7 protein-coding genes are annotated in these 13,870 nt (G+C 57.1%); 2 read left to right on the top strand and 5 right to left on the bottom strand.

Going from position 1 to position 13,870, the window contains the following annotated elements; all coding sequences use genetic code 11:
• Positions 1–10: 10 nt before the first annotated feature.
• The 4 genes from GP473_RS00380 to GP473_RS00365 form a co-directional block, all read right to left on the bottom strand.
• Positions 11–748, bottom strand: a complete 738-nt coding sequence (locus tag GP473_RS00380; protein WP_246394808.1) for a LysE family translocator — start codon at positions 746–748, stop codon at positions 11–13.
• Positions 749–827: 79 nt separating this feature from the next.
• Entirely contained in the window at positions 828–2,372 is a 1,545-nt protein-coding gene (locus GP473_RS00375) for a glutamate synthase subunit beta (protein WP_186276936.1), read from the bottom strand.
• Positions 2,372–6,961 carry a glutamate synthase large subunit gene (gene gltB, locus GP473_RS00370; protein WP_186276935.1) on the bottom strand — a complete coding sequence of 1,530 codons (4,590 nt, stop codon included), beginning with the start codon at positions 6,959–6,961 and terminating at the stop codon, positions 2,372–2,374. Before gltB ends, GP473_RS00375 begins: the two co-directional genes overlap by 1 nt.
• A 400-nt stretch (positions 6,962–7,361) precedes the next feature.
• A complete protein-coding gene (locus GP473_RS00365) occupies positions 7,362–8,039 on the bottom strand; it encodes a DNA-3-methyladenine glycosylase I (RefSeq protein WP_185770636.1) in 678 nt (225 codons plus the stop codon).
• 113 nt (positions 8,040–8,152) lie between these two features.
• Here GP473_RS00365 and GP473_RS00360 point away from each other — a divergent pair, with 113 nt between their 5' ends.
• Positions 8,153–11,038 (top strand): ATP-dependent helicase C-terminal domain-containing protein, encoded by a 2,886-nt coding sequence (locus tag GP473_RS00360; protein WP_186276934.1) that lies wholly within the window; start codon positions 8,153–8,155, stop codon positions 11,036–11,038.
• 73 nt (positions 11,039–11,111) lie between these two features.
• On the opposite strand, the gene GP473_RS00355 is transcribed toward GP473_RS00360, so the two are convergent.
• Positions 11,112–12,377 carry a PspC domain-containing protein gene (locus GP473_RS00355; protein ID WP_222104955.1) on the bottom strand — a complete coding sequence of 422 codons (1,266 nt, stop codon included), beginning with the start codon at positions 12,375–12,377 and terminating at the stop codon, positions 11,112–11,114.
• 196 nt (positions 12,378–12,573) lie between these two features.
• Here GP473_RS00355 and GP473_RS00350 point away from each other — a divergent pair, with 196 nt between their 5' ends.
• Positions 12,574–13,869: an ATP-binding protein gene (locus GP473_RS00350; RefSeq protein WP_186276932.1), complete on the top strand. Its 1,296-nt coding sequence runs from the start codon at positions 12,574–12,576 to the stop codon at positions 13,867–13,869.
• Position 13,870: the final 1 nt, after the last annotated feature.

Genomic DNA, 13,870 nt, shown 5'->3' with positions numbered 1-13,870 from the left:
GGCTGCCAGTCTAGTGAACAGAATCTACAACGGTGCTTATGCCCTCATAGAGGAGGAATAATGCCAGCAAAGCAAATATCGCTCCGGCCAACATTTCGATGATCGGGTTAGCGCGCTGCAGCTTCTCTGCCCACACGGGCAGGCTAACGGCCCATGAAAAACCGCAAAACCACATCACTCCGATGATTGTCATGATGAGGAGGACTATGAGCCGCTCACCAATGCTGATGTCCACCGGTAGGAATTGCGCGAATACCGCACCGAAAAACAACAGTGCTTTGGGGTTGGACAGGTTGGTGGCCAGCCCTAGTTTCCATGCGTGGAGATCGGTTAGAGTGTTGTGAGATCCTTGATGTGTTGGCTCACTGTCCGCGCTAACACTGTGGTCTGATTGACTAGCGACGCCACCATCCCCCTCTTCACCCACCGAAAACGTGGCGTGTTGCCTGTAGTCGGCACATCCCCCGCGGAAGCTACCAACGCCCATCCGCAGCAGGAATAGACCTCCCCCAAGGTAGAGTAGCGCGAGGATCCAGGGGAAAGCAGTGATCAGCGCAGCGAGGCCCACCATTGTCACGATGGGCCAGATGACATTTCCGCAGCTGATGCCGAGTGCTGCATACATGGCGTTGCGGCGAGATCGCGAGCCGAGGCGAATGAGCTGTACAGTGTCTGGGCCTGGCGAGACGATAGCGGCCAGCCAAGCACTCGCCAGCCCCATATACGCTGCGAAAGTCATGGATGCCATGTTAGCTAAACCCCGACACCAAGGCGGAATCAAAGGTACGTGCCGCAGATTCCAGGGATGTGTCTACGGCACGCGTCTACTAGAACTTGCGGCCTAATGCGACATCCGTCGGGTTAATCGGACGTGGCAATGCGGTTTCTCCCATCAATGCGCGGTCAATTTCAGCAGCGGCAGCACGGCCTTCGGAGATACCCCACACGATCAGAGACTGGCCACGACCTGCGTCGCCTGCAACGAATACCTTCTTGCGCACGAATTCCGGAGTCTTCGGAGTGGCGCGGAAGTTATCATCGCGCACTAGACGACCACGAGCATCAATCTCCAAATCTAGGTCAGTGACACAGGCGGTCTTTTCTACGGAGACAAACCCCATGGCAAGCAGAACCAGGTCCGCTTCCATTTCAAAATCAGTGCCCTCGATGTTCTCCAATCCGTTTTCTCCGAATTGGCACTTAGCACCCTTCAAGCCAGTGACTTTGCCGTTTTCTCCGAACAGTTCCACCGTGTTCATCTGCCATGCGCGGTGCCCCAGCACTTCGCCCTTCTGGCGGTACTTCAGCCCGAGCTTTTCGGCAACCTCAGGAGCTTCCTCACCCGTGACCGCGTATTCACCCTCTTCATGGGCGGTTGCTAAGCGCATCTGCAGCGGGTATGTAGGCCATGGTGTGGATGCTGCTCGGGTCTTCGGAGGCTTCGGCCCAATGTCGAATTGGTGGACGGACTTGGCGCCCTGTCGCAACGCAGTTCCGAAGCAGTCGGTACCTGTATCACCACCACCAATGATGACCACGCGCTTATCTTTTGCGTCAATGGTGGAGACATCGATGTCGCCATATCCCACCCGGTTCGCGGGCGGCAGGTACTCCATAGCCTGGTACACGCCGTCCAATTCGCGGCCTGGGACTGGCAAGTCACGGCCTACCGTGGAGCCAATGGCGAGGAGGATGGCATCAAAATCTTTGAGGTCTTCACCCGTCGGCGCAGTATTGACCACGAACTTTGTGCCTTCGGCTTCCATTTGCTCAAGGCGGCGGTCAATCCATTTCTTTTCCATCTTGTATTCGGGCACTCCGTAGCGCATGAGACCGCCGATACGGTCTGCACGCTCAAAGACTGTGACATCGTGACCCGCGCGGGTTAGCTGCTGTGCCGCTGCCAGACCTGCTGGACCGGAACCGACGATCGCCACGGACTGTCCTGTTTTAAAGGTCGGCTTGATGGGTGTGATCCAGCCTTCCTTATAGGCGTGCTCCACAATGGTGAGCTCAACGGATTTGATGGACACCGGATCGTTGCCGATCCCCAGAACACATGCGCCTTCACACGGTGCTGGGCACAGACGACCGGTGAATTCCGGGAAGTTGTTGGTGGCGTGAAGACGGTCATACGCCTCCTCCCAGCGTCCCTGGCGTACGAGGTCATTCCATTCAGGGATGATGTTCCCCAATGGGCAACCATCGTGGCAGAACGGGATTCCGCAGTCCATGCATCGGGTTGCCTGGGTCTGCACTTTATCGTCGGAGAAGTCTTCATAGGCCTCTCCGTAGTCCAGCAGGCGTAGCGGGACTGGGCGGTGAGCCGCCTCTTCGCGGCCGTATTTTTGGAAACCGTGTGGATCAGCCATTAGTTCACTTCCTCCATGATTGCCGCGGCGATGCCGTCCTTGTCGAGGCCGGCTTCTTCAGCGCGCGCGATGGCATTGAGCACGCGTGCATAGTCACGTGGCATGACCTTGATCAGCTGGGAAGGCTCGACTTCCACATCGGATCCGGTCAGGTTCTTGTGGGTTGCGATGGTCTCTTCGAGCCATGCGATTTCTTCGGGGTCGGTGACCTTCTCCAGGTCCACGAGCTCCTTGTTAATTCTTTCTTCGACACCACTACCGTCGTCCAGCACATATGCGATACCACCGGACATACCTGCGGCGAAGTTCAAGCCGATCTTGCCCAAAACGAGAACTCGTCCACCGGTCATGTATTCACAGCCGTGGTTGCCCACGCCCTCGACTACGGCAGTCACGCCGGAGTTGCGGACACAAAAACGTTCACCCACTGCACCGTGAATGTACATCTCTCCGGATACTCCACCGAATCCAAGGACGTTGCCCGCGACTACATCGCTACGCAGGTCTTCAGCGGCGTCGTCGTCTGTCGGGCGCACCACGATACGGCCACCGGACAGGCCCTTACCTACGTAGTCGTTGGCGTCGCCATTTAAAGTCAGGGTCATGCCGGCTGGCACGAAAGCACCAAAGGAGTTACCTGCAGAGCCTGTGAATTCGAGGTTCACGGTATTCAGCGGCAGCCCATCGCGACCAGCCACGCGGGAGACCAGGGAACCAGTCATGGTGCCCACAGTGCGGTTCACGTTAGTGATTGGGTAAGAGAGGTGGATGGATACGTCCTCGCCGGCTGCTGCGCGGCGAATGGTGTCCTCCGCATCCTCGCGGATCTTGTTGTCCAGAGCCTTGTCCAGCGAGTGATCCTGCTCCTTAGTGCAGTGCAGGTCCTGATGCATGAATGGGCTGTCCGGGCGAGCGAAAATCGGGCTCAGATCCAGTTTGTTGGCGGTCTTGTGTTCAACTGCCATAGTGCCCTGGGTCAAAACTTCAGAATGCCCAACAGCTTCTTCGATAGAGCGGAAGCCCAGCTCGGCGAGGATCTCACGCACTTCTTGTGCGATGAACTGGAAGAAGTTCACGATGTGATCGGCCTTGCCGGTGTACTTCTCACGCAACTTCGGGTTCTGGGTCGCCACACCAACAGGACACGTGTCCAGGTGGCATACGCGCATCATGATGCAGCCAGAAACCACGAGCGGTGCCGTGGCGAAACCGAACTCCTCTGCACCGAGCAATGCAGCGATAACCACATCGCGCCCAGTCTTCAACTGACCATCGCACTGAACAGTGATGCGATCTCGCAAACCGTTCATCAGCAGCGTCTGCTGGGTCTCAGCCAGACCGAGTTCCCACGCGCCGCCTGCGTGCTTGAGGGAGGTAAGAGGGGATGCGCCGGTGCCGCCGTCGTGGCCGGAAATCAGCACGACGTCAGCGTGAGCCTTAGACACACCTGCAGCAACGGTACCGACACCCTGCTCTGCCACCAGCTTTACGTGAATACGTGCATCTGGGTTGGCATTCTTCAGGTCGTGGATGAGCTGCGCGAGATCCTCAATCGAGTAAATATCGTGGTGAGGCGGAGGCGAAATGAGACCCACGCCTGGAGTGGTCACACGAACTTCAGCGATCCACGGGTACACCTTGGATGGTGGTAGCTGACCACCTTCACCTGGCTTTGCTCCCTGAGCCATCTTGATCTGGATATCAGTGCAGTTATTCAAGTAGTGGCTGGTGACGCCGAAACGGCCAGATGCGACCTGCTTAATAGCGGAACGCTTCCAGTCACCGTTTTCCATCTTCTCAAAGCGAGCTGGGTCTTCACCGCCCTCACCCGAGTTCGACATACCTTTCAGGCGGTTCATGGCGATGGCGAGGGTCTCGTGAGCCTCCGCAGAAATAGAACCGTAGGACATGGCGCCCGTGGAGAAACGCTTCACGATCTCCGATACTGGTTCCACCTCATCGATAGGGATGGGTGCCCGATCGGACTTAAATTCAAAAAGACCCCGCAGAGTAGCCAGCCTGCGTGACTGGTCGTTGATCTTGTCGGTGTATTCCTTGAAGATGCGGTACTGCCCAGTTCGAGTGGCGTGCTGCAACTTGAAGACAGTCTCCGGGTTGAACAGGTGGTATTCACCCTCACGGCGCCACTTGTATTCGCCACCAATTTCCAACTCACGGTGTGCCTTCTCCTCTGGGCGAGGAAGGAACGCCAGGCGGTGGCGGGCGCTAACATCCTCGGCAATTTCGTTGAGCCCAATACCGGAAATTGGAGAGAAAGCGCCGGTGAAGTACTCGTCCAGCAAATCCTGGTGCAAACCGGTGATGTCGACCAGTTGGGAACCACGGTAGGAACCTACCGTGGAGATGCCCATCTTGGACATGATCTTCAGGATGGAGTAGCCAGCGGCATTGATGTAGTTCTTCTGTCCCTGTTCGGCAGAAACATCACCCAGACGGCCAGCTTTCGCCAGCTCATCGATGGTCATGAGTGCCATGTATGGGTTGATGGCATCTGCACCGAAGGTCAGCAGCATGGCCAGGTGATGAACCTCGCGGGCATCGCCGGATTCGATCACCAGAGATGCGCGGGTACGTGTCTTCTCGCGAACCAGGTGGTGGTGAACTGCCGAGGTCAACAGCAGGGATGGAATAGGTGCATTGCGCTCGTCGGAATCGCGGTCCGTCAGCACAATGATGGTGGCACCGGCTGCGATAGCATCCGATACTTCACGGCGAATGCGCTTAATTGCTTCCTGCATACCTCGGCCGCCATGAGCCACCTTGTACAGACCAGAGATACGTGCAGATTTAAACGCAGCGTACTTCTCGTGCTCTCCGGCAGCACGTAGTTTCTCTAAATCCTGGTTGGAGAGCACTGGTGTATCCAGATGAATACGGTGCACTGCCTTCGGGGTTGGGTTCAACACGTCCTCCTGTGCACCCAGTTGGGTGAACAGAGAGGTGACCATCTTTTCTCGGATGGAGTCCAGCGGAGGGTTGGTGACCTGCGCGAAACGCTGCGCAAAGAAATCGTAGAGCATGCGAGGGCGGTTCGACAGTGCTGCGATTGGGGTATCGGTGCCCATGGAACCAATGCCCTCGTTGCCTGTCTGAGCCATTGGGCGGATAAGACCCTCGACTTCTTCCTCGGTGAAGCCGAAGACACGCTGGCGTAGAACAACGCGTTCGTGGTTCATCTCAACGGTCTCGGCTGCAGGAAGCTCATTCGCGTTGACCAAATTCTCCTCCACCCACTGCTTGTAAGGCTGTGCAGCAAGTTGGGACTTGATCTCTTCGTCTTCGATGATCCTGCCCTGGGAGGTATCGACCAAGAACATGCGGCCGGGCTCTACGCGGGTGCGCTTGACGATTTCTGAATCGGGAATATCCAAGACTCCAGCTTCAGAAGCCATGACCACCAAGCCATCCTTAGTGATCCAGATGCGTCCTGGACGTAGACCGTTGCGGTCAAGAACGGAACCGATGATTGTGCCGTCGGTGAATGCCAGGGCAGCGGGCCCATCCCATGGCTCCATGATGGAGGAGTGGTATTCGTAGAACGCGCGAACATCTGGGTCGATGTTCTCATTGCGCTCCCACGCTTGCGGAACCATCATCAGCACAGCGTGTGGAAGTTGGCGGCCTCCGAGGTGCAAAAGCTCAAGAGCTTCATCGAAACGGCCGGTGTCGGAACCCTCTGGGTCACAGATAGGCAAAACTCGAGTGATGTCACCCAAAATCTCGGAATTGATTTGAGACTCGCGGGCGCGCATCCAGTTTTCGTTACCACGGACGGTATTGATCTCACCGTTGTGAGCCATCATGCGATATGGGTGCGCCAATGGCCATGACGGGAAGGTATTGGTGGAAAAGCGAGAGTGCACAATTGCCAAGGCGGACTCGACACGTTCGTCTTGCAGGTCGAGGTAAAAGTCACGCAGCTGAGGGGTGGTCAGCATTCCCTTGTACACCATGGTGCGAGACGACAGGGAGGGGAAGTAGACGGTGTCTCCACCAGAGCCTTCGCCGGCGCCCTTGGTGCCTAATTCACGTTCCGCACGCTTGCGAACGAACCACGCAGCACGGTCTAGTTCCAGACCGGAGAGTGTATGGCCATATTTACCACCGCAAGAGATGAACAGTTGGCGGAAGATTGGCTCTGCATCTCGTGCAATTGCCCCGAGGGAGGAATCGTCCGTCGGTACTTCACGCCACCCCAGAAGGGTCAAGCCTTCTTCTTCGATAATGCGTTCCACATCGCGCATCGCATCCAACGCTGCCATCCGGGAATTTGGCAGAAAAGCAATACCGGTAGCGTACTCGCCAACTGGGGGGAGCTCGACACCTTGCTTGGCCATTTCTTCACGGTAGAAGCGGTCTGGCACCTGGATAAGGATGCCAGCTCCGTCGCCGGTGTTCTTCTCTGCACCGGCTGCGCCGCGGTGATCCAGGTTAACGAGAGCCTGGATGCCTTTTTCTACAATGTCGCGGGTCTGGCGGCCGTGCATATCCGCCACGAAGGCGACACCACACGCGTCGTGCTCAAACTGCGGGTCGTAAAGACCTTGGCGTGCAGGGTAGTTCGTCATGTTTCAGTGGCCTTACTATTCATCACTACGTCAATCGTCACAAGCAATTGCAGTTGCTAAAGCAACGAGTCTCATCAGTGTGTGATGGATCTTCCACTTATGGTTGGGAGCTGCTCCAATCACACATGACAAGGCGGGTCTACTACAGTTGCGCACTCCCCCAGGCTCGCAAAATTAGGGTGACCTAATCATTCCACCCGCCATAAGTGATGGTGTGGCGAGTTCTCGAGCAGGGGCGATGCTCAATTTTAACGCCATCCCTATATGCATCTGAAATTAGAAAGACCTATTTAGCCTTCTGTTCACATGCCTGAAACATTTGCGGCCACCTCACATGCCACTGGTGACCAATGCCATCCCCCTACGCATTCCTACAGTCGCCCGAACATTCCTACAGAGATTACCCCTCCACCACGCGGTCATTGACCATGCCAATCGCCTGCATCAGCGCATAACAAGTCGTAGAGCCCACGAAACTAAAGCCTCGACGCTTCAACTCCTTGGCCATCGCTACGGATTCAGGAGAGGTCTTCTGAATCTCGTCCACGCATGTCGGCCGAACGTGAGACTCCGGAACAAACGACCAAACCAGGACCGGAAGCCCCGGCGCTACGCGATCCGATACCCCACCCAAAATCTCTCGAGCTGGAGAATCCACGGGCAATTTCTGCAATTGTGGATCATCGCGCAAAGCAATGGTGGCATGAGCGTTGTGGACAACGGACTCCTGCTTAAGACGATTGCGAATCAGGCGCTCATCAGCCAGTGCTGCGTCACGGGCGGACTTGTCCATGGCGACGATCCTCGTGGCGTCGAATAAAAAGAACACCTCACGGAACGCACGGCGCTTCTTCAGCACAGTCGACCACGACAATCCGGATTGAAAAGATTCCAAGCAGATCCGCTCCAGAACACCGGACTCGGTGATTATCTGCCGCCCCCATTCCAATTCGTAATAATCAAACTCTTCCGGGGAGCGGTACGCCCACAGAGGACGGGCGATGCCGTCAGTGCCGACGTATTGGCCACCTGGCGTAGTCTCCGCGGGAACATCAACTGAGCGCGCTTCTGCAGTCATAACGACCTTTCTACCTCAATATTTGCCTTGCCTATAAGACCCCACACACTGCCGTGGGGTTCGCATAAGTTTCACGGCGTATCCCACCACAGGCCGCCGCTACTCTTAACTGCATGACACGCGTATCCCTTTCCATCGCCAATTCATCGCTTCCCTTCGCCCAAGGGCGACAAGCGTTGCTCAACGCGCTAGAAACCTCAGGATGCGCCGTAATCCAAGCCCCACCGGGCACCGGAAAAACTACCCTGGCCCCGGGCTACGTTCATGATTTCCTCATATACCGTGCTCAAAATGCAAGCACTGACAGCGAGCGTCATCGTGTCTCGACACCTGAGATTCCCAGCAAGGTGGTTGTCACACAGCCTCGCCGCGTGGCCGCCCGCGCAGCGGCAGCTCACGTCGCAGACATCACAGGTACCGTACTCGGCGCAGAGATCGGGTACACCGTTCGCGGTGACTCCCGCACCAGCTCACACACCAGCATTGAGTTCGTCACCAACGGCGTGCTGTTGCGCCGCTTGCTTCGCGATCCGGATCTAGAAGGCGTTGGCGCCGTCATCATCGATGAAATTCACGAACGGCATATAGAATCCGATCTCCTCTTCGGCATGCTCGCACAGCTACGGGGCATCCTCCGGGAGGATCTCCTGTTGGTTGTTATGTCCGCCACGGTTGATGCTCAACGTTTCGCCTCCCTTTTGGGCGACGCACTCGAGCTGACCAGCACGCCCAATTCCACCGATGCGCCCAACATCGCGGGCACACCCAACCCTGCCAGTCTCCCCAGCCCGAACACTGAACCGATCCCTAGCGGCTTCTCAGCTTCCGCCCCAGTAGTGGATGTGCCCAGCCCCATTTATCCCCTAGAGATCTCCTACGCATCCAGCACACACTCCATCTCCACACGTGACCCCTACGCCCGCGCTGGCACGGAAGGATCCGTAGAGGATCACATGCAGCGGGCAATTCAACGCGCGCTATCGGACACGGCAACCCACAACAATCCCGATATTGCTTACGGCGATCTCCTAGCTTTTGTTCCGACCATCCGTGGCTGTGACATTCTCGCGGAACGGCTACACGGGCTGCACATCGGCGGTTGCGCTATCGAGGCGTATGCGCTGCATGGCCGCTTATCACCACAAGTGCAGTCGCGCATTATCGGTGGTCGCTCTCACGATTCAGCCTCGACTTCAGCGCAATCTTCAGCACAGAACGTCACCCGCCGGGTTATTATCGCCACGGATGTCGCAGAATCCTCTGTGACCGTTCCGGGCGTGCGAATTGTGGTAGACAGCTGCCTGTCTCGTGTCGCCCGCCGCGATACATCTCGCGGTATGTCTTTGCTCGTCACTGAATCCGCCAGTCAGGCATCCACAGCGCAGCGTGCCGGCCGTGCAGGACGTGAGGGGCCGGGTGTGGTGTACCGGTGCGTGACCGCCGAGCAATGGACAAAACTTGCTGAGTTTTCACCTCCGGCGATCGCTACATCGGATCTCACATCTGCACTGCTGGATTGCGCGGTGTGGGGAGCACCTGGCGGCGAGGGGTTGCCGCTTCCCGATCCTTTTCCTCGGCACGCTGCAGACGCCGCAGGTAACACATTGCTGCGCTTGGGTGCCGTTGATTCCTCTGGTAGGGTCACTGAGCTCGGCCGCGTTCTCGCCTCCATCCCTCTTGATCCTCATTTGGCTCGCGGTGGGCTGCTGGCCTGCCAACGCGTGGATGTGGATCTGGTGGCCAAGGTTCTCTGTGTTCTCGACGCCACTCCTCACTCCCCCAACCCGTGCCTCGAGGTGAACGCCCTTCGTTCCTCCGATCCGGCAGTGAGCCGCATAGCAACTATTTTGGCACGGCACGCTCACACTGCTGCCACCTTGCCTGGGATACATGTGATGAAAGACACCGCATCCACGACCACTCGCTCCCACAACCTCGACGCGAAAGGTACCCATCTGAAAAACCCCAACCCACAAGACCTCTATCCGAAAAACACCGGCTCACACGGCACCCATCCAGCAAACGTCGACATGAAGAAACAACTCATCGGCGAGGAAGCCATTGCCTACACCATCGCGTGTGCTTTCCCGCATTTGATTGCCCGCCGTGTGACTCAGTCTGACGGCTCACCCACCAATCGCGTACTCACAGTAGGAGGCACGGGCGCCATTATTAGTTCGGATATTCCCGGTGCGCAGTCCTCCTCCCAGTGGTTCGCGATTGCAGACCTTGCCCGAGCCCGCACAACAGATAACACTGGCGCACGAGTGCGTGCGGCTCTGCCGATGGCGCAGGAATTGGCGGAGGGCGCTGTTGGTGGCGTCGAGAAGATAAGAACAGCGGTATTCGATCAGCAGACGCAGAAGGTGCGGGCGCGGGAAGTCAAACGCCTAGGTGCAATCGAACTGAGCAGCGCCCCAGTACGCGCTACGTCAGAAGAAGCGCAAGAAGCCGTCGCGGAGGCTTTACGCCAGCACGGCGCAGACCTACTACCGTTAACAGACACTGCCCGCTCGCTCATCACACGCATGAATTATCTGCATGCGCAGGGGGTAGAGGGATACCCAGATCTCGCGCATGGCCTGCCGGAAGAGGTAGTGAATTTTGCGGCGGAAGATATGGCTGCCGGACGGTCTCCGGATATCACTGGCTTACTTCGCGGGCTGATTCCGTGGGATAAACCCCTGGATCAGTTGGCTCCGGAACGCTACACGATGCCCAATGGACGGTGGGCCGCGGTGAGTTACCCGGAAGTTCACGCCCCCGACGATACTCCCCCGACTATCGCCACGAAGTTACAGGATGCTTTTGGCCTACACGAGTCTCCGGTCATTGCTGGCCGGAAAGTGCAGTTTCATCTGCTCTCTCCGGCGCAGCGACCGTTAGCCGTCACCGATGACCTGGCTAGCTTTTGGGCTGGCCCCTACCACGAGGTGCGCAAAGAGATGCGGGGACGGTACCCAAAACACCACTGGCCGGAAGACCCAGCACACTTGTAGCTACAAATGACCCCGCTAAAGTGACCCATTCAGTGCCAGATCGTCACAGTCACATCGTGTCCACTACCCGGAGCTAGCGCTGGTGGATAGTGACGATACTTCCCGTCGCTTTTACCCTCAGGGTGACGTGAGGGAGTGTGGCAGAAGTTCTACCGCGCTTAGTGTTCTCAGTGAGAGGTGCATTTCCCTTCACTGTGTACGTGTCCGCACTCGAGCAATTGTCTCTAGAGCCAATCATGCGCGGGCATTCTACATCCACCGTGTAGCTCGCGCCTTTGGTGGTCGCCGGAATCCACACATCGACATTGGATAACACGGCAGTCACGGTGATCACCACCCCATCAATGTCCCCGCTCCGAGTCTTCGACTGCCCAGGGTTGACGAAGTCTAACCTGCTATTTGTAGCTAAGAGACGATATTCGTGGGAGCCATTTTCCACAGAAACTACGCGGTTCATGTGACTATCCAGAGCGTTGAAGGAGGAGCTGCCTGCGTCATCGTTGGTGGTGAATGGCGTAAACCCGAGAAGGAACGTAATCGCGAGGGCAATCACCACGATGAGTGCGACAGTCGCTCCGACCATCCCGCTGAACGCGCGCATTACGCGACCCGTGCGTGGCTTGGGTCTATACACCCCACCACGTGTGTCTGTCCTCTCGGGCGTCTCCGCTGGACCATTGCTGGCCTCCCCCGCCTGTGCCGGGTTGGGCTGAGTCCAGTCAACGAGCGTGGTGCCCAGCGGATCCCAATTCGGTGTGGGTTTGGGCGCAGCTTCATGACTCTCCCAACCTTCGGCAACAGTGTAAAAATCACCGTCGGCGGATGGGGTCACTTTCTTATCCGACGCCACCCGCCCCCCGTCATTCGGAGCGTCGGACGAAGACACAGGAGAGGCTGACTCTGCGGACAAGGTCTCATGCGCAGTGTCATATGTAAACGCGGAAGCATAGAAATTCCCGGGCGGTTGCGGCGTGCGCTGGTGGAGCAGGAAGACCACCAACGCGAGAACTAGCAGCACAGCACCATCCTCGGCATCGAAGCTGTTCACTGCAGCGATGAGCCCAATTGTCACGAGAAACCCGACGACCCAGCCCACAGTAATATCGTGCGATAGCCGCTTATCCCCTCCGCCTTTAACAATGGCCTCAGCAGGGCACAACGGCACCGAGTAACGCGGAAGAATCAAAATCAGCACCGCATAGAGCAACACTCCAAAGCCCCCGAATAAAAGCAAAGCGGCGAAAAACAAGCGGATCAGAATAACGGACACCTGATAACGCACGGCAATGCCTTCCGCCACTCCCGCGAACCATGCTCCCGAGTTTTGCTTGGAAGGCAAGCGCACGGGGCGGGTGCGCCAGATATCGTGAAGAATCCTGGTGGGTGATTATGATTCTGCGGTGGTCATACCGGCAATTCTGAACCACGCGAGGGGAAAAAACATCGGGGTTTACCCTGAACCTTTACCCTGAACTGTGGATTTCAGGGTAAACCCCAATACCCTGAACTGCGGCCGTCCTGGCACACTGAGCATCATGAACAGTTCCAGCCCCACGCCCCCCACACCCTGGGAAGGCGTATCTGCGCCGAAGCCTGCGTACCCAACCTTTTACCGGATGCGAGAACACCGCATGATCAGCGGCGTATGCACAGGGCTGGCTGCTCACCTCGGTGTCGAATTGCGTTGGGTACGCCTATTTTTTGCTGCAGCCATGCTTCTTCCCGGTCTGGGAATCTCTTTGTACGTCGCCTTAGTGGCATGTAGCAAAACCACCACTGACATCAGCAAAGCTCTGAACGAATCTTCGCGACGACGCATCATCCACAACGAACCGGGTGTACGCGGTATAGACAGCGTGTTCCGACCCATCAACAACACGGACTGGCTCTTCCTGGCTTTGGGTGCAGTGTTCCTCGTTTTTGGTGCACTGTTGAGCGCCGGGCAGTCTCTTCTAAGCCTGTTGTTGGGGGCAGCTGCCGTAGGTGTGTACTTGGTATGGGAAACGTTCGGGCTACCCAACACCACGCTCACCCGTCGGCATAAGTCCGCACATCTGATGTCACTGATTGTTGGCATCGTACTGCTCATCGGCAGTGTAAGTGGGGCGCTATTCCTCCTGGGCTTAGCTAACGGCACGTTAAACCCCAGCGCCACGGTAGGGTGGGCATTTTTGGCATCGCTTCTGCTCATTCTCGGTCTAATCGTGGTGTTGGTTCCCCTGTGGTTGCGTTTGTGGTCCTTCGCCAACCGAACAGCGCAGGAAAAGGCAGCGGAGAACGAGCGCGCTAAAATCGCCACCCGTATCCACGATTCGGTTCTCCAGACTTTGACGCTGATTCAGAAGAATTCCTCTGAGCCAGCAACTGTTTCTTTGGCCCGTAGTCAGGAGCGCCAGTTGCGCCAGTGGTTGTTTGAGGAGGAACAATCTGTGGTTCCGGATACTCTCTTCGGTGCAGTGCGTGTGGCGTGTGGAGAAGTGGAGGATACGTTTGACATAACGATCCTCCCGGTGCTGGTAGGAGAAGATATTGCCTCAACCGAGGCAATTGTGGACATGGTGCTCGCCGCGAGGGAAGCTATGGTGAACTCGGCGAAGCACTCTGGATGCGACGAGGTCAATGTGTATGTAGAAGCAGCACCGCAGTCGGAAAAGATTAACCTCTTTGTTCGTGACCGTGGGCGAGGTTTCGATCTCGGCGCCATCCCCGCCGACCGCCAGGGAGTCCGTCAATCCATCATCGCTCGTATGAAACGTGTCGGCGGCACCGTGCAATTCGATACCAGCAGCCGCGGCACAGAAGTCATCTTTTCAATCCCTAAGCCTGAGTAAA

Source organism: Corynebacterium anserum (assembly GCF_014262665.1).
Taxonomy (GTDB): Bacteria; Actinomycetota; Actinomycetes; order Mycobacteriales; family Mycobacteriaceae; genus Corynebacterium; species Corynebacterium anserum.
Note: the sequence above shows the minus strand (reverse complement) of the source record. Positions and strands in the feature narration are given on the sequence as shown.